General features: G+C 56.7%; 12 protein-coding genes. 10 read left to right on the top strand and 2 right to left on the bottom strand.

The window, feature by feature from the left end; genetic code table 11:
* Window positions 1-122 precede the first annotated feature (122 nt).
* Window positions 123-1,682: a galactarate dehydratase gene (garD, locus tag NQH49_RS15200; RefSeq protein WP_256697239.1), complete on the bottom strand. Its 1,560-nt coding sequence runs from the start codon at window positions 1,680-1,682 to the stop codon at window positions 123-125.
* 509 nt (window positions 1,683-2,191) lie between these two features.
* On the opposite strand from garD, the gene NQH49_RS15195 reads away from it, so the two are divergent.
* The 6 genes from NQH49_RS15195 to NQH49_RS15170 all read left to right on the top strand — a co-directional run bounded on the left by NQH49_RS15195 (window position 2,192) and on the right by NQH49_RS15170 (window position 9,184).
* Window positions 2,192-3,538, top strand: coding sequence for an MFS transporter (locus tag NQH49_RS15195; protein WP_256697238.1), 1,347 nt, complete (start codon window positions 2,192-2,194; stop codon window positions 3,536-3,538).
* Window positions 3,539-3,547: 9 nt separating this feature from the next.
* A complete protein-coding gene (locus NQH49_RS15190) occupies window positions 3,548-4,888 on the top strand; it encodes an enolase C-terminal domain-like protein (protein ID WP_256697237.1) in 1,341 nt (446 codons plus the stop codon).
* Window positions 4,889-4,904: 16 nt separating this feature from the next.
* Window positions 4,905-6,236 carry a glucarate dehydratase gene (gudD, locus tag NQH49_RS15185; RefSeq protein WP_256697235.1) on the top strand — a complete coding sequence of 444 codons (1,332 nt, stop codon included), beginning with the start codon at window positions 4,905-4,907 and terminating at the stop codon, window positions 6,234-6,236.
* Window positions 6,237-6,288: 52 nt separating this feature from the next.
* The gene (gene garL, locus NQH49_RS15180; protein ID WP_256697234.1) at window positions 6,289-7,056 is read left to right on the top strand and encodes a 2-dehydro-3-deoxyglucarate aldolase; all 768 of its coding nucleotides are present in this window, start codon (window positions 6,289-6,291) and stop codon (window positions 7,054-7,056) included.
* Window positions 7,057-7,075: 19 nt separating this feature from the next.
* On the top strand, window positions 7,076-7,960 hold the full coding sequence (gene garR / locus NQH49_RS15175) for a 2-hydroxy-3-oxopropionate reductase (RefSeq protein ID WP_008101398.1): 885 nt from the start codon (window positions 7,076-7,078) through the stop codon (window positions 7,958-7,960).
* An 84-nt stretch (window positions 7,961-8,044) separates the two neighbouring features.
* Complete coding sequence (locus NQH49_RS15170) at window positions 8,045-9,184, top strand: glycerate kinase (protein WP_256697233.1); 1,140 nt, start codon at window positions 8,045-8,047, stop codon at window positions 9,182-9,184.
* Between the two features lie 111 nt (window positions 9,185-9,295).
* Here NQH49_RS15170 and barA read toward each other — a convergent pair whose 3' ends face one another.
* On the bottom strand, window positions 9,296-12,025 hold the full coding sequence (gene barA / locus NQH49_RS15165; protein WP_256697232.1) for a two-component sensor histidine kinase BarA: 2,730 nt from the start codon (window positions 12,023-12,025) through the stop codon (window positions 9,296-9,298).
* Window positions 12,026-12,115: 90 nt separating this feature from the next.
* Here barA and rlmD point away from each other — a divergent pair, with 90 nt between their 5' ends.
* From rlmD to pyrG, 4 genes are all read left to right on the top strand, one after another.
* Entirely contained in the window at window positions 12,116-13,432 is a 1,317-nt protein-coding gene (gene rlmD, locus NQH49_RS15160; protein ID WP_256697231.1) for a 23S rRNA (uracil(1939)-C(5))-methyltransferase RlmD, read from the top strand.
* A gap of 32 nt (window positions 13,433-13,464) precedes the next feature.
* Window positions 13,465-15,696, top strand: a complete 2,232-nt coding sequence (relA, locus tag NQH49_RS15155) for a GTP diphosphokinase (protein ID WP_256697230.1) — start codon at window positions 13,465-13,467, stop codon at window positions 15,694-15,696.
* Between the two features lie 112 nt (window positions 15,697-15,808).
* The gene (mazG, locus tag NQH49_RS15150; protein ID WP_256697229.1) at window positions 15,809-16,600 is read left to right on the top strand and encodes a nucleoside triphosphate pyrophosphohydrolase; all 792 of its coding nucleotides are present in this window, start codon (window positions 15,809-15,811) and stop codon (window positions 16,598-16,600) included.
* A gap of 241 nt (window positions 16,601-16,841) precedes the next feature.
* Window positions 16,842-18,479 (top strand): glutamine hydrolyzing CTP synthase, encoded by a 1,638-nt coding sequence (pyrG, locus tag NQH49_RS15145; protein ID WP_007891723.1) that lies wholly within the window; start codon window positions 16,842-16,844, stop codon window positions 18,477-18,479.
* The last annotated feature ends 71 nt before the right edge of the window (window positions 18,480-18,550 follow it).

Below are 18,550 nucleotides of genomic sequence, written 5' to 3'. Positions count from 1 at the left end.
GACTTTTCCCTCACCCTAACCCTCTCCCGCCAGCGGGAGAGGGAATATTTAGAGGGTGCAGCCCGCACGGTTTGTTCCCTCTCCCGCGAAGTGGGAGAGGGCTAGGGTGAGGGCAACAACCATCACGTCACCGGCGCCGGATTAAATACCGCCAGCTGATTACGAATCCCCCAACGATCCGACCACGTCTGTTTGCGCCCGCTGGCAATCTCCAGAATCAACTCAAACAGTCGCCAACCGACCTGTTCAATACTCTCTTCGCCCGTCGCAATGGTTCCGGCATTAATATCCATCAAATCATGCCAGCGATCGGCCAGCGCATTGCGCGTTGCCATCTTAATCACCGGAATGGCGGCTAAACCGTAAGGCGTGCCGCGCCCGGTGGTGAACACCTGCAAGGTAATGCCCGATGCCATCTGCTGCGTGCCACAGACGAAATCGCTGGCTGGCGTGGCCGCATAAATCAGCCCGCGTTTGGTAGGGCGCTGACCTGGCGACAACACTTCAACAATTGGGCTGCGACCTGACTTCGCAATCGAGCCCAGCGCTTTCTCCACCACATTCGCCAGCCCGCCTTTTTTGTTGCCCGGCGAGGGATTGGCGCTGCGATCGGTTTGGCCCTGGCTGAGATAATCGTCATACCACGCCATCTCTTCCAGCAGTCGTTTACCGACCGCTTCATCCACCACGCGCGGCGTCAGCAGATGAATGGCATCACGCACCTCGGTCACTTCTGAGAACATTACCGTTGCGCCGCAGCGCACCAGCAAGTCGGAGGCAAATCCCACGGCGGGGTTCGCCGTTACGCCCGAGAAAGCATCGCTGCCGCCGCATTGCGTGCCAATCACCAGCTCTGATGCCGGACAGGTTTCGCGCTGGCGTTGATTCAGCTTCTTCAGATGACGTTCGGCGACCTGCAGGATTTCATCCACCATCGCGCCAAAGCCCACCAACCGCTCATCCTGCAAACGCACAATGTCGTTGTCATCCAGCGAAATTGCCTGCACGTCCGGTGTGCCGGTCAGCAGACGTTCCGGCTGTAATTTCTCGCAGCCAAGGCTGACGATCATCACTTCGCCACCGAAATTGGGATTCAGTGCCAGATTATGAATGGTGCGAATCGGCACCACTGCGGCCGGCGCATTGATTGCCACGCCGCAGCCATACAGATGATTGAGCGCCACCACGCCATCGACATTGGGATAGCGCGGCAGCAAATCACGCTCGATGATCTGCACCACATAATCCACCACGCCTGCCACGCAGTGGACGCTGGTGGTGATACCGAGCAGGTTACGCGTGCCCACGCTGCCATCCGCGTTGCGATAGCCTTCGAAGGTATAACCTTCCAGCGGCGGCAGCGCGGGCGGCACATTGTTTGCCAGCGGCAAACTGTTGAGCGGTGGCGCTTCGGGCAGCGCCACCAGTGATTCTTCAATCCAGCTACCTTGTGGGATCGGACGCAGCGCGTAGCCAATCACTTCACCATAACGCAGGATCGCGCCCGCTTGCGGGATGTCGCTCAGCGCGACTTTATGTCCCTGCGGCACATGCTCCGTCAGTTGCAGCCCATCGTTGAAACGGGTGCCGGACGGCAATCCCTGATTGTTGACCACGATCGCCACGTTATCGGCATCGTGCACTTTGATATAGAGCGGTTTTTCTGTCAGAGGACGGTTCATTGCTCACCTTCCAGTTCGTCGCACTGTACTTAGCAGCGCGGTTTAAAATACGTCCATCACGTCATCGTTTTTTGCCAGCCTCAGTATATGCAGGGGTATTTGCCGGATGCATTGTGCAACTGACTGGCTTTAAGGAGATTTATCAGAGGATTTTGGTTCGTTTATCCAAACGCAAGTGAAGGGACTCACAAACTGCTCTTGGCCTGTACGTTTACCAGGCAAAATCGCGGTGAAAAAAAGCGTTCCGTGAGCCACGCCGCAGCGTTATGTGCAGATGCCATAAAATCATTCTCATTCGCCCTTCATCCTCATGCGTTCTTCCAGTGTTTCGCCGCCAGGCTGTTCCTATACTGATTCTCGTTCTTCAACGTTAGGTTATTCGTCACGACGCATCATCGTATTGCCAAATATAAAAATCGCCGTGTTTAACCCAACATCATTCTGATACCCAACGCGATGTGTATGCAGTCAGAGTGGATGTAGCGTTCGCTATATTTCAGGAGTGCATCATGAATAGTTTCGGCCAGACAGCGGAAGCGGTGCAAAAGCGCACCAATGCCCGTTACTGGATTGTGGTGATGTTATTTATCGTCACCTCGTTCAACTACGGTGACCGCGCAACCATTTCGATTGCCGGTTCGGCGATGTCCAAAGATATCGGCCTTGATTCGGTCGGCCTGGGTTACATCTTCTCCGCCTTCTCGTGGGCGTACGTTATTGGTCAGATTCCGGGCGGCTGGCTGCTCGACCGCTTCGGCTCAAAACGCGTCTACTTCTGGAGCATCTTCCTCTGGTCGCTGTTCACCTTGCTGCAGGGCTTCGTCGATCTGTTCAGCGGCTTTGGCATTATCATTTCGCTGTTCCTGTTGCGCTTCCTGGTTGGCCTGGCGGAAGCGCCATCCTTTCCCGGTAACAGCCGCATCGTTGCGGCCTGGTTCCCGGCGCAGGAGCGCGGCACCGCAGTAGCGATCTTCAACTCGGCGCAATACTTCGCCACGGTGATCTTCGCGCCGATCATGGGTTGGCTGGTATCCGAAGTGGGCTGGGCGCACGTGTTCTGGTTCATGGGTGGATTGGGCATCATCCTCAGCTTCATCTGGCTGAAAGTGATCCACGATCCCACCGATCATCCGGGCGTTAACAAAGCCGAACTGGAGTACATGGAGCAGGGCGGCGCGCTGATCAACATGGACGTCAAAAAGGACGACCGCAAAGTGAGCTGGAGCGAGAAGTGGTTCCAGATCAAACAGCTGCTGACTTCCCGCATGATGCTGGGCATCTATCTCGGCCAATACTGCGTCAACGCCTTAACCTACTTCTTTATCACCTGGTTCCCGGTTTATCTGGTGCAGGCGCGCGGTATGTCGATTCTGAAGGCGGGCTTTATTGCCTCGATTCCAGCGGTATGCGGCTTCCTCGGCGGCGTCTTGGGCGGTGTGATTTCTGATTATCTGATGCGCAAAACCGGTTCGCTGAATATCGCGCGTAAAACGCCGATTGTGCTTGGCATGCTGCTTTCCATTTCGATGGTGATGTGTAACTACACCGACACCGAATGGGTGGTGGTGTTCTTCATGGCGCTGGCGTTCTTCGGCAAAGGCATTGGCGCGCTGGGTTGGGCGGTGATGGCAGATACTGCACCGAAAGAGATCAGCGGTTTGAGCGGCGGTCTGTTCAATATGTTCGGTAACTTTTCCGGCATCGTCACGCCAATCGCTATCGGTTACATCATCGCCACCAGCGGTTCCTTCGAAGGCGCGCTGATTTATGTCGGTATCCATGCCTTTGTCGCCGCATTTAGCTTCCTGGTGATTGCCGGCGATATCAAACGCGTCGAGCTGAAAACAAGGCCATAAGGACGGACTATGACTACGCAAAGCACGCCGGTCATCACCGACATGCAGGTGATTCCGGTTGCCGGTTACGACAGCATGCTGCTCAACATCGGTGGCGCGCACAGCGCCTGCTTCACCCGCAATATTGTGGTGCTGACTGACAGCGCCGGACATACCGGCGTCGGTGAAGCACCGGGCGGTGAAACCATCTACCAAACGCTGGTTGAGGCGATTCCGCAGGTAAAAGGTCAGCAGGTTGCGCGCATGAATCGTCTGGTGCAGCAGGTGCACAAAGGCAATCAGTCGGCGGATTTCGATACCTTCGGCAAAGGCGCGTGGACCTTCGAGCTGCGCGTCAATGCGGTGGCCGCACTGGAAGCTGCGCTGCTCGATCTGCTCGGCCAATACCTCGGCGTGCCGGTGGCGGAACTGCTCGGTCCGGGCCAGCAGCGCGATGAAGTCACGGTGCTCGGTTATCTGTTTTATCTCGGCGATCGTCGCAAAACCGATTTGCCCTATCTGACCGGCGAAAATGCCAGCCACGATTGGTATCACTTACGCCATCAGGAAGCGCTGACGCCGGAATCTGTGGTGCGGCTGGCGGAAGCGGCGCAGGACAAATACGGCTTCAAAGATTTCAAACTCAAAGGCGGCGTGCTGCCGGGCGAGCAGGAAATTGAATCGGCGGCGGCGCTGAAAAAACGCTTTCCCGATGCGCGCATCACCGTTGATCCCAACGGTGCCTGGACGCTCGACGAAGCCATTCGCTTGTGTAAAGGCATGGGCGATGTGCTGACCTACGCCGAAGATCCGTGCGGTGCCGAGCAGGGCTATTCCGGTCGCGAAGTGATGGCTGAATTCCGCCGTGCGACAGGCTTGCCGGTCGCCACCAACATGATCGCCACCAACTGGCGCGAGATGAACCACGCGGTAATGCTCAATTCCGTCGATATCCCGCTGGCCGATCCGCACTTCTGGACGTTGAGCGGCGCCGTGCGCGTGGCGCAGCTGTGCGACGACTGGGGATTAACCTGGGGCTGTCACTCCAATAACCACTTCGATATTTCGCTGGCGATGTTCACCCACGTTGGCGCGGCTGCGCCGGGCAAACCCACCGCCATTGATACGCACTGGATTTGGCAGGAGGGCGATCAGCGCCTGACCAAAGAGCCGCTGCAGATCCGCAACGGCAAGATCGCCGTGCCGGATAAGCCGGGCCTTGGCGTCGAGCTGGATTGGGATCGTCTGCATCAGGCCAACGCTTTGTACAAATCGCTGCCGGCGGGCGCACGTAATGACGCCACCGCTATGCAGTATCTGGTGCCCAATTGGTCATTCGACCGCAAGCGCCCAGCATTGGGTCGCGGCTAAGTCTAAGGAGCAGTAAATGAGTCAGACACCGAAAATTACATCGCTGCAGGTCATTCCGGTGGCCGGTTACGACAGCATGTTGCTCAACCTGAGCGGCGCGCATTCGCCGTTTTTCACCCGCAATATCGTCATCATTAAAGACAATGCCGGACATACCGGTGTGGGTGAGATTCCGGGTGGCGAAAAGATTCGTCAGACGCTGGAGGATGCGGCGGCGCTGGTGGTGCAGAAAACCGTTGGTGAATACAAAAATATCCTCAATCTGGTGCGCAGCACCTTTGCCGACCGCGATGCCAGCGGGCGCGGCAACCAAACCTTTGATTTGCGTACCACTATTCACGTGGTGACCGGCATCGAAGCGGCGCTGCTCGATCTGCTGGGGCAGCACCTGGGCGTGAATGTCGCCTCGCTGCTCGGCGATGGTCAGCAGCGTGACCGCGTGGAAATGCTCGGCTACCTGTTCTATGTCGGTGACCGCAAGAAAACCTCGCTGCCGTATCAAAGCCAGGAAAACGACAAATGCGATTGGTATCGCCTGCGCCACGAAGAAGCGCTGACGCCGGATACGGTGGTGCGCCTGGCGGAAGCGGCGTATGAAAAATATGGTTTCAACGATTTCAAACTGAAAGGCGGCGTGCTGCGCGGCGGCGAAGAGGCCGAAGCGGTAACGGCACTGGCGAAGCGCTTCCCGCAGGCGCGCGTGACGCTCGATCCTAACGGCGCATGGTCGCTGAACGAGGCGATTCTGCTCGGTAAGCAGCTGAAAGGCGTGCTGGCCTATGCGGAAGATCCGTGCGGTGCCGAGCAAGGCTATTCCGGTCGTGAAGTGATGGCGGAGTTCCGCCGCGCCACCGGCATGCCGACCGCCACCAACATGATCGCTACCGACTGGCGTCAAATGGGCCACACGCTGTCATTGCAATCGGTCGATATCCCGCTGGCCGATCCGCACTTCTGGACGATGCAGGGTTCGGTGCGCGTGGCGCAGATGTGCCACGACTTCGGCCTGACGTGGGGCTCGCACTCCAACAACCACTTCGACATCTCACTGGCGATGTTCACCCACGTTGCCGCTGCCGCACCGGGCGCGATTACCGCCATCGATACCCACTGGATTTGGCAGGAAGGCAATCAGCGCCTGACCAAAGAGCCGTTCCAGATTAAAGGCGGCATGGTGCAGGTGCCGCAAAAACCGGGCCTCGGCGTCGAGCTGGATATGGATCAGGTGATGCAGGCCAACGCGCTGTATCAGAAACACGGTTTGGGCGCGCGCGATGATGCGCAAGCCATGCAGTTTCTCGTACCGAACTGGACCTTTGATAACAAGCGTCCGTGCCTGGTGCGCTAACTTTTCCGGCTCCCCGCGCGGGAGCCTGCTGTAACCGACAGGAGTGAAGACAATGAGCAATGCCTGGCCGAACCCTTTTCGTCGCCGTTTGCTGGCAGGAGAAACCCTGATTGGCAGCTGGTGCGCGCTGGCTAATCCATTAACCACCGAAGTGCTGGGCCTGGCGGGCTTTGACTGGCTGGTACTGGATGGCGAACACGCGCCAAACGACATCACCACCTTTGTGCCGCAGCTGATGGCGCTGAAGGGCAGCCACAGCGCGCCGGTGGTGCGTCCGCCGTGCAACGAACCGATCATCATCAAGCGCTTGCTGGACATCGGCTTCTACAACTTCCTCGTGCCGTTCGTGGAAACCGAGGAAGAGGCGATTCGCGCGGTGGCATCAACTCGCTATCCACCGGCTGGCATCCGTGGTGTCTCGGTTTCGCACCGCAGCAACATGTACGGCACGCTGCCGGACTACAACAGCACCATCAACGACAACATCACGGTGCTGGTGCAGATCGAAACGCAACAGGCGGTGGACAACATCGATACTATCGCCGCAGTCGATGGTGTCGATGGCATCTTCGTGGGGCCGGGCGATCTTTCGGCAGCGCTCGGCTATCTCGGCCAGCCTGCGCATCCCGAAGTATTGAAAGTGATTAAACACGTTTTCGAACGCGCCAAAGCGGCGGGGAAACCGAGCGGCATTCTGGCGCCGGTGGAAGTCGATGCGCGCCGTTATCTGGAGTGGGGCGCCAGCTTTGTGGCGGTTGGCAGCGATCTGGGCGTGTTCCGTCACGCCACGCAGGCGCTGTGTGACAAATTTAAAAAATAACTGACTGAGAGGAAAGGCAATGAAAATTGGATTTATCGGCCTCGGCATCATGGGCAAACCGATGAGTAAAAACCTGGTGAAAGCCGGTTATTCGCTGGTGGTGCGCGACCATAATGTCGGCAACGAAGCCGAGCTGGTGGAGCTGGGCGCCACCGTGGCGAAGACGCCAAAAGAGGTGGCTGAACAGGTGGATGTGCTGATCACCATGGTGCCGAACTCGCCGCAGGTTAAAGAGGTGTGCCTCGGCGCTAACGGCATCATTGAAGGCGCGAAGCCGGGTCTGATCGTGATCGACATGAGTTCCATTGCGCCATTGGCCAGCCGCGAAGTGCATGATGCGCTGGCGGCGAAAGGCATCAAAATGCTCGATGCGCCGGTGAGCGGCGGCGAGCCGAAAGCGATTGAAGGCACGCTGTCGGTGATGGTCGGCGGTGATAAAGCGGTGTTCGATCAGTGCTACGACATCATGAAAGCGATGGCGGGTTCGGTGGTCCACACCGGCGACATTGGTGCGGGTAACGTTACCAAGCTGGCGAATCAGGTGATCGTGGCGCTCAACATCGCGGCGATGTCAGAAGCGCTGTCGCTGGCGACCAAAGCGGGCGTTAATCCTGAGCTGGTTTATCAGGCGATTCGTGGTGGCCTGGCGGGCAGCACCGTACTGGATGCCAAAGCGCCGATGGTGCTGGATCGTAACTTTAAACCGGGCTTCCGTATCGATCTGCACATCAAAGATCTGGCCAATGCGCTGGATACCTCACACGAGATTGGCGCGCATCTGCCGCTCACCGCTGCGGTCATGGAGATGATGCAGGCGCTCAAGGTGGACGGACAGGGCACTTCCGACCATAGCGCGCTGGCCTGCTATTATGAAAAATTAGCGAAAGTTGAGATCACTCGGTAGTGCAATCGTCCGGCGTCTGCGGATGCCGGGCGGCTCGCTGCCTTCGCAGGACGGATGTCCGTCATCAACCGCGCTGGATTGCCTATGAAAATTGTCATCGCACCGGATTCATATAAAGAGAGTTTATCCGCCCTGGAAGTGGCTTCGGCGATTGAAGCGGGATTCCGCGAGATCTTTCCTGAAGCTGACTACGTGAAAATACCGGTTGCCGACGGTGGCGAAGGCACGGTTGAAGCGATGGTGGCGGCAACGCAGGGAAACATTGTCCGGCTGACGGTTACTGGACCGCTCGGCAAGCCAGTGGAAGCGTTCTACGGTTTGTCAGGCGATGAGCGTACCGCGTTTATCGAAATGGCGGCGGCCAGTGGGCTGGAGTTAGTGCCCGCCGCACAGCGCGATCCGCTGATTACCACCTCGTTTGGCACCGGCGAGCTGATCAAAGATGCGCTCGATCGCGGTGTCGATCACATCATCATCGGCATTGGCGGCAGCGCCACCAACGATGGCGGTTCCGGCATGATGCAGGCGCTGGGCGCGCAGCTGCTGGATGAGCACGGCAAGGAAATTGCCTATGGCGGTGGTGCATTGCCGCAGCTGGCACACATTGATATCGGACAGCTGGATGCGCGTATTAAAGAGTGCCGCTTTGAAGTGGCCTGCGATGTCAGTAATCCGCTTACCGGTGAAAAGGGCGCATCGGCGATTTTTGGTCCGCAAAAAGGCGCAACGCCGGAGCTGGTGCAGCAGCTGGACAAAGCGCTGGAACATTACGCCACCTTGATTCATCGCGATCTGGATATTGATGTTTTACACATTGATGGCGGCGGCGCGGCCGGTGGCATGGGCGCGGCGCTGCATGCGTTTTGCCAGGCCGAGTTGCGCAGCGGTATCGAGATTGTCACCGAAGCCCTGGGCCTGGCCGAGCAGGTGAAAGATGCCGATCTGGTGATTACCGGCGAAGGACGCATTGATAGCCAGAGCATCAACGGCAAGGTGCCGATTGGTGTGGCAAAAGTCGCGAAGCAGTTTAATAAGCCGGTGATTGGCATTGCCGGGAGTTTGACGGCGGATGTCGGCGTGGTGCATCAACATGGGCTGGATGCGGTATTTAGCGTGCTGTTTAGCATTTGTTCGCTGGAAGACGCGCTGGCCAATGCGGCGCAGAACGTGCGTTTGACGGCGCGCAATGTGGCGGCGGTGATTAAGGTGGGTAGAGGGAGATAGTTTTCCCTCACCCTCACCCTCTCCCAGAGGGAGAGGGAATTGTTCGGTGCACATTTTGCTCCCTCGCCCGCTTGCGGGAGAGGGCTGGGGTGAGGGGAAAACCGCACCGCACTAGCCCAACGCCAACAATTTTCTCGCCTCTCGCGCCACGTTCGCCATCTCATCGCTCAACTCCAGCAGCTCCGGCTCAAGCGCGTCGATATCGCTCTCCTGATGCAAACTCTTCTCCAGCTGCTGACACAGTTGCTTCAGGCGCGGCACGCCGCTGTAGCTGGCGCTGCCGTGCAGCTTGTGAATAATCTCGCGCAAGCCCACCACATCGTTACTCGCCATCGCACTCTCAACGTGCTCTTCCACTTCTGGCAGGAAATCGAGCAGCATTTGCAGCAGATCGCGGGCTAAATCAGGTTTATTGGCGGCCTGACGCAGCGCTAACGTCCAATCCAGGGACGGCGCCACTTCAGGCGGTTGTGGTTGCGGCGCGATTCGGTTCGGCGCGTAGCGTTGCAGCAGCTGGCTCAGTTTGTCCTCGTCAATCGGCTTCGCCAGATAGTCATTCATGCCAGCATTGATGAGCTGCGCACGTTCACCATCCAGCGCATGCGCAGTAACGGCGACAATCGGTGTGGTGGCGTGCAGCGGCAGGCTGCGGATGATTTCGCTGGCGCGGATGCCATCGATATCTGGCATCTGAATGTCCATCAGAATCACGTCCAGCTTGTGCAGGCGCGCCTGGCGAATCGCCTGCTCGGCGTTATCACACAGAATGATGTGCTGCACCTGCTCCTCCAGCAGGGCACCAATCAGTTTCAGGTTAGCGGGATTGTCATCCACCGCCATCACCGTCAGCGGCTGACGTGCGCCACGCGGCAGCGCATCGCTTTGCCAGTCATGTAAGTCGAGCAGCATTGGCAGCAAGCGTGTTAACGAAACCGGCTTGGCGATACAACCGGCAATGCCGCGCGCGCGCAAGTCGTCGGCAAACAGCATCATTTCACTCGGCAGCGCCAGCAGCACCGAATCGGCACGCGCATGCAGACGCGTAATCAACGCATCCGATAGCGTCGCAGGATGCGGTTCGGTGACCGGCAAGCCCATCAGCAGCAGCGGGAAGTGCGTATCGGGCATCTCTTCCAGACTGGAGAAGTGCTGCACCTGCAACGGCGTGATGCTCAGCATCTCCTGCACCGCTTTCGCCACCGCCGGGTGGGGTTCGATATAGGCCAGCGGCGTGGCGCGCAAATCATCCAGCATGCGCGGAATGGCCGGTGCGTTCGGATTGAGATCAAGATGAATATGCACCCAGAAGGTGGAACCCTGATTCGGACGGCTGTGGAAGGCAATTTCGCCGCCCATCTCGCTCACCAATTTCTGTGTGATCACCAACCCTAAACCGGTGCCGCCATGACGACGTGAAATACTGGCATCGGCCTGGCGAAACGCCTGGAACAGCTGCGACTGCTGCTGTTCGGAGATACCGATGCCGGTGTCATGCACCTGAATCTCCAGCTCGACGCGCGTGTTGCTGATGCTGCGCAGCTCAACGCGCAGATCGATATGTCCGTGCTCGGTGAATTTAATCGCGTTGCCGATCAGGTTGATCATGATCTGCTGCAGGCGCAGCGGATCGCCAATCACGTTGTCCGGCACCTGTTTTTCCAGGCACACGGTAATTTCCAGCCCTTTGTCGTGGGCTGACGGCGCCAGCAGCACCAGCGTTTCATCCAGCGTGGCGCGCAGCGGGAACGGAATGGACTCCAGCACCAGCTTGCCCGCTTCCAGTTTCGAGAAATCGAGCACGTCGTTAATGATGCTCAGCAGGTTATTCGCCGAACGCTCGATGGTGCTCATGTAGTCGCGCTGGTTGGTGCTCAGCCCGGTTTTCAGCATCTGGCGGGTAAAGCCAATCACGCCATTCAGCGGCGTACGCAGCTCGTGCGACATGTTGGCGAGGAACTCCGATTTGATACGCGCCGCTTCCTGCGCGCGCTTCTTCGCCAGATCCAGCTCCACGTTCTGAATCTCCAGCTGCTCCAGCGTTTCACGCAGATCGTAAGTCGCCTGATCAATGTTCTGCTGCATCTCTTCGTGATAGGCGGTGAGCGACATCGCCATGGCGTTGATGCCGTTTTTCAGAATGCTCAGCTCGCCCAGCATGTAGCCATCCACGCGACTGTCCAGCTGGCCGCGGCGAATGCGGTCCACGGTGGTGACCATGTTGCGAATCGGGCCGGTGACGTCGCGCATCAGGCGATAGGCAAACAGCATGGCGATGCACAGGCAGAACAGCAGCAGCAGCGTGGCGACAAACACCTCTTTGTACTGTTCCAGCCGCACCGATTGCAGATCCAGCTCAATTGCCACATAACCCAGCGGATTCCCGGCGGGTTTGGCATCTTCGCCCGGCAATTCATCCACCGAATAGCGTTCAGAGATGATTGGCGTGCGCAAAATCATCACATTGCCTTGCCGCTCCACCGAGACGCCATCTTCCAGCGTGGAGATGTCCTCTTTTTGTAATAACGAGAGGTTTTGGTTGTTATTCGAGGTGACGTAGACGTGATTGTTGTTGTCGAAAATGGTGATGGCACGGACAATATTGGAGTGGCGGCGATGCAGCAGGCTGACTAATTCGCGAATCGCATCGCGGTTGTGCCACGTCATGCCGTATTCACTGGAGACCGCCAGCGGTTCGATGATGTTCGCCCCCGCGTCGTGCACCTGATGCTGTAATTCGTTGTAGCGGTGCACCACAAAGAAGGTACTGAGCAGCAGGCCAATCATCAGCGTTGGTGCCAGTATCAAAATCATCATTCGCGCCCGCAGGCTGTATTTGGTCATAATTGTGGCCTGGCGATTCCTGGCATTTTTTCCCTGTGCGAGCGCATTGAACGGCTGCACACCCAATTAAAGTAGAGATTTCACAATACTATGGCGCAATTTTACTCTGCAAAACAGCGTGTGACGACTAAGGCGCGCATATCCGTCACCATCGAAGACCTCGATCCTTTCGGACAAGGTGTTGCGCGCCATAAAGGCAAGGCGATGTTTGTCAGCGGCGCGCTGCCTGGTGAACAGGCGGAAGTGACGGTGTTCGAGGATAAAAGCAAATACGCGCGCGCCAAAGCCAACAAGATCATCAATCCCAGCCCACAGCGGGAAAAACCGCGCTGCGTCCATTTCGGCGTATGCGGCGGCTGCCAGCAGCAGCATGCGTCGGTGGCTTTGCAGCAGGAGAGCAAAGCGCGCGCCTTGAGCCGCATGTTAAGCCGCGAAGCGCCGCTGCCAGTAAAGGTCGATGAGATCATCAGCGGCAACGCGTGGGGCTATCGTCGTCGTGCGCGTTTAGGCTTGCAGTGGCAGCCAAAACAGCAGCGCCTGCAAATGGGTTTCCGCCAGGCCGCCAGCAACGATCTGGTTGAGCTGAAGCAATGCCCGGTTTTGGTGCACGAACTTGAAGCGTTACTGCAACCGTTGCACCAGTGTCTCAGTGATTTACAAGCGGTCAAACGCTTGGGCCACGTTGAGTTGGTGCTGGCGGACAATGGCCCGCTGATGGTGCTGCGCCATCTTGATGCACTCTCTGCAGGGGATCGCGCAAAACTGGAACGTTTTTCGCATGAGCAGCAACTGTCGCTCTATCTGGCTGATGGCAGTGAAAGTTTGCAGGCGCTGAATGCGCGTGAACCTTTTTATCACTCGTTGAATTTGCCGCTAACCTTTAGCCCGCAGAATTTTATTCAGGTCAATGATGGCGTGAATCAGCAGATGGTGGCCAAAGCCATCGAATGGCTGGATTTGCAGCCAGAAGATCGTGTGCTGGATTTGTTCTGTGGCATGGGAAACTTTACTTTGCCTCTCGGAAAGTTCGTACAAAATGCTGTAGGTGTGGAGGGCGTTGCAGCATTAGTGCAGCAGGCAGCGTATAATGCAGTCCAGAATAATCTTGAGAATGTTCGCTTCTTCCAGCATAACCTGGAGGAAGATGTATCGCGTCAGCCGTGGGCGACGCAGGGATTTAACAAGGTGTTACTGGATCCAGCGCGTGCTGGGGCCGCGGGCGTGATGACGCATGTGGTTAAACTTGCGCCAGAACGTGTGGTCTATGTTTCCTGTAACCCTACAACGCTGGCGCGTGACAGTCAGACATTGCTGTCAGCGGGCTACCATTTGGAAAGGGTCGCGATGCTGGATATGTTCCCACATACCAGTCATCTCGAATCCATGGTGCTGTTTAGCAAAGCATAAGCGATGTCCACATCGCTGTGGCAGGAGAGGATATGGTTGCGGTTAGAAGTGCGCATTTAAATACGGCGGGCGAATTTGCCCTCGACCAGTGGATCGCCAGTTTAAGTATTAACAACCCGCAATCCTGTCAACGACTGGCGGATGCGTGGCGCTACTGTGAAGCCGAAACGCACAACCATCCTGATCAAGCTCTGCTGCTGTGGCGCGGTATTGAGATGGTGGAAATTCTCACCATGCTCAGCATGGATATCGACAGCCTACGCGCGGCGCTGCTGTTCCCGCTCGCTAACGCCGATGTGGTGAGCGAAGAGGATCTCGAAAAAGCCTTTGGCAAAGAGATTGTGATGTTGGTGCACGGCGTGCGCGACATGGATGCTATTCGTCAGCTGAAAGCGATTCACAACGATTCGATGGCCTCCGAGCAGGTGGATAACGTGCGCCGCATGCTGCTGGCGATGGTGGAAGATTTCCGCTGCGTGGTCATCAAGCTGGCGGAACGTATCGCCCATCTGCGTGAAATGAAAGACGCGCCAGAAGATGAGCGCGTGCTTGCGGCGAAAGAGAGCACCAATATCTACGCGCCGCTGGCCAACCGCCTGGGTATCGGCCAGCTCAAATGGGAGCTGGAAGATTACTGCTTCCGCTATCTGCATCCCGATGAATACAAACGTATTGCTAAGCTGCTGCACGAACGCCGTATCGATCGCGAAGGCTACATCGAAAGCTTCGTCGCCAACCTGCGCGCCGAGATGCAGAAAGAGGGCGTGCGTGCCGAAGTTTATGGTCGTCCAAAACACATCTACAGCATCTGGCGCAAGATGCAGAAGAAGTCGTTAGCGTTCGATGAGCTGTTTGACGTGCGTGCGGTGCGCATCGTGGCGGAACGCTTGCAAGATTGCTACGGCGCACTCGGTACGGTGCATACGCTGTTTCGCCATCTGCCGAGTGAGTTTGACGACTACGTTGCCAATCCCAAGCCCAACGGCTATCAATCGATTCATACCGTGGTGCTTGGGCCGCAGGGCAAAACGGTGGAAATCCAGATCCGTACGCGCCAGATGCATGAAGATGCCGAGCTGGGCGTCGCCGCACACTGGAAGTACAAAGAAGGTCCAACCTCCAGCAACGCGCGCGGCGCGGCGGGACATGAAGGGCGCATCGCCTGGCTGCGTAAGCTGATTAGCTGGCAGGAAGAGATGGCTGATTCCGGCGAGATGCTGGAAGAGGTGCGCAGCCAGGTATTCGACGATCGCGTGTATGTGTTTACCCCGAAAGGTGACGTGGTCGATCTGCCGGCGGGATCAACGCCGCTCGACTTTGCCTATCACATTCACAGCGATATCGGTCACCGCTGCATTGGCGCTAAAATCAGCGGGCGCATCGTGCCGTTTACCTATCAGTTGCAGATGGGCGATCAGATTGAGGTGATCACCCAGAAGCAGCCGAATCCAAGCCGCGACTGGCTGAACCCGAACCTCGGCTATATCACCACCAGCCGCGGACGTTCGAAAATTCACGCCTGGTTCCGTAAGCAGGATCGCGACAAAAATATTATCGCTGGCCGTCAGATCCTCGAAAACGAGCTGAATCAGATGGATATCAGCATGCGCGAAGCGGAGAAACTGCTGCTGCCGCGCTATAACGTCAGTTCGCAGGATGAGTTGCTGGCGATGATTGGCGGCGGCGATATTCGCCTCAATCAGATGGTGAATTTCCTGCAAGGCAAGCTCAACAAGCCGAGCGCCGAAGAGGAAGATCGCGAGGCGCTGCGCCTGCTGACGCAGAAGTCACATGCGCCGTCGGCGCGCAAAGAGAGCGGTCGCGTGGTGGTGGAAGGCGTGGGCAATCTGCTGCACCACATCGCCCGTTGCTGCCAGCCGATTCCTGGCGACGATATCGTGGGCTTTATCACCCAGGGACGTGGCATCTCAATTCACCGTGCCGACTGCGACCAGTTAACCGAGCTGATTTCGCACGCACCGGAACGCATCGTTGATGCGGTGTGGGGCGAAGATTACTCCAGCGGTTACTCGCTGGTGGTGCGCGTCACTGCCAACGACCGTAGCGGTTTGCTGCGCGATATCACCACCATTCTGGCTAACGAAAAGGTCAACGTGCTCGGCGTCTCCAGCCGTAGCGACACCAAAAAACAGCTGGCGACCATTGATATGGATATTGAGATCTATAACCAGCAAGTGCTTGGCCGCGTGCTGGCACGCCTTAATCAGGTGCCGGACATTATCGACGCGCGCCGTTTGCATTAGTAAGTGCTGGCTGTTCCCCCATCCCGGCCTTCCCCCGTTCACGGGGGAAGGAGACGCTGCCATATGCGACATCGGCGCATTCTCTCCCTAAATTTTCCCAAAGGATCCTCTCATGACGCCCTTAAACCGCCTGCTTACCATCATGCAAACCTTGCGCGACCCGGAGCGCGGCTGCCCGTGGGATCGTCAGCAAACCTTCGCCTCGATCGCGCCTTATACGCTGGAAGAAACCTACGAAGTGATCGATGCCATTCAGCGCGAAGATTTTGCCGATCTGCGCGGTGAACTTGGCGATCTGCTGTTTCAGGTGGTGTTTTACGCACAGATGGCCGATGAGCAGCAGCGCTTCAATTTTGACGACGTCTGCAACGCCATCAGCGACAAACTTGAGCGCCGTCATCCGCACATTTTTGGCGATGTTCAGGCCGAAACCAGCGAAGAAGTGCTGCAAAACTGGGAAGCGATCAAACACAGCGAGCGCGCGGAAAAATCGCAGCACTCTGCGTTAGATGACATCCCTAAAGCGCTGCCGGCATTGATGCGCGCGCACAAAATTCAGAAGCGTTGCAGCACGGTGGGCTTCGACTGGAATAATCTCGGTCCGGTGCTGGATAAAGTGCATGAAGAGATCGACGAAGTGATGCACGAAGCGCAGCAAGCGGTGGTGGATAACGACAAGCTGGAAGAGGAGATCGGTGATTTACTGTTCGCTACCGTCAATTTATCACGCCATTTAGGCAGCAAAGCGGAAGTCGCGTTGCAGAAAGCCAACGATAAGTTTGAGCGCCGCTTCCGTCAGGTTGAAGCCATTATCTCCTCACAAGGTTTAGTGATGAGCGATGCCACCCTGGATCAAATGGAAGAGGCCTGGCAGCAGGTGAAAGTGTTGGAGAACAAGCAATAAGCGATTCTGGCGATTATTCCAGCACTGCGCATAAATTCGCCGCTTGAGCTTACTCGATTCAGCCTTGCGGTGACTTTGTGACATACATCAACATTTCGCACCATGCTATCCGCTATGTTACCGGCTTACCTGTGGAGGACGATGGTGTGATTCATCAATTGTGGCTTAAGACGACTTCAAGTATACTATTTTCCCGTCTTGGTTATTCCACCGTCTTTAAACCTAAACTCTCAGGTTCAGCATGACAACGAATTATATTTTTGTGACCGGCGGGGTCGTTTCCTCTCTGGGCAAAGGCATTGCCGCAGCCTCCCTCGCAGCTATCCTTGAAGCACGTGGTCTGAATGTGACCATCATGAAACTCGATCCGTACATCAACGTCGATCCGGGTACCATGAGCCCAACGCAGCACGGTGAAGTATTTGTTACCGATGATGGGGCCGAAACCGATCTGGATTTAGGTCACTACGAGCGCTTCATCCGCACTAAAATGTCGCGCCGCAACAACTTTACTACCGGTCGTATCTACTCAGAAGTGCTGCGCAAAGAGCGTCGCGGTGACTATCTGGGCGCTACGATTCAGGTTATCCCGCACATCACCAACGCCATCAAAGAACGCATCATTGAAGGCGGCGAAGGTCATGACGTCGTTCTGGTTGAGATCGGCGGTACCGTGGGTGATATCGAATCTCTGCCGTTCCTCGAAGCGATTCGCCAGATGGCGGTCGATGTCGGTCGTGAACACACCATGTATATGCACCTGACGCTGGTGCCGTATATGGCGGCCGCAGGCGAAGTGAAAACCAAGCCAACCCAGCATTCAGTGAAAGAGCTGCTGTCGATCGGGATTCAGCCAGACGTGCTGATCTGCCGTTCTGACCGCGCTGTGCCGGCGAACGAGCGCGCTAAAATCGCGCTGTTCTGTAACGTGCCAGAAAAAGCGGTTATTTCCCTGAAAGATGTGGATTCCATCTATAAGATTCCAGGCATGCTGAAATCGCAAGGTCTGGATGATTACATCTGTAAGCGTTTCAATCTGAACGCGCCGGAAGCGAACCTGGCCGAATGGGAACAGGTGATTTACGAAGAAGCCAATCCGGGCGGCGAAGTGACCATCGGTATGGTCGGCAAATATGTCGAACTGCCGGATGCGTACAAATCAGTGATTGAAGCGTTGAAACACGGCGGCCTGAAAAATCGCGTTACCGTGAACATCAAACTGATCGACTCGCAGGATGTTGAAACGCGCGGTGTCGAATTACTGAAAGATCTGGATGCTATTCTGATCCCCGGCGGCTTCGGCTACCGCGGTGTGGAAGGCAAAATGATGACGGCGCAATACGCCCGTGAGAACAACGTGCCTTACCTGGGGATTTGCCTTGGCATGCAGGTTGCGCTGATGGAATTTGCCCGCAACGTTGCCGGTATGGAAGGCGCGAACTCTACGGAATTTGTGCCAGACTGTAAGTATCCGGTGGTTGCGCTTATCACCGAATGGCGTGACGAAGAGGGCAACGTTGAGCAGCGTACTGAGCAGAGCGATCTGGGCGGCACCATGCGTCTGGGCAGCCAGCAGTGCCAGTTGACGCCGGAAAGCAAAGTGCGTCAGTTGTACGGTTCTGAAATCATTACCGAGCGCCACCGTCATCGTTACGAAGTAAACAATATGTTGCTGAAGCCGATTGAAGCGGCGGGTCTGCATATTGCCGGTCGTTCTGGCGACGATCAGCTGGTTGAGATCATTGAGATCCCGAACCACCCGTGGTTTGTTGCCTGTCAGTTCCACCCGGAATTCACGTCGACCCCACGCGATGGTCATCCGCTGTTCGCTGGCTTTGTGAAAGCCGCGCAGGAACACCAGAAGCGTTTAGCGAAGTAAGTTTCACGAACAACGCGCGAACTTTTCGCGCGTTGTTTGTCTTAGGATTGACTAACTTGTACTGAGGAAAA

The organism is Pantoea trifolii, from assembly GCF_024506435.1.
Taxonomy (GTDB): Bacteria; Pseudomonadota; Gammaproteobacteria; order Enterobacterales; family Enterobacteriaceae; genus Pantoea; species Pantoea trifolii.
The sequence above is the reverse complement of the archived record's forward strand: the minus strand, read 5'-3'. Positions and strand labels throughout refer to the sequence as shown.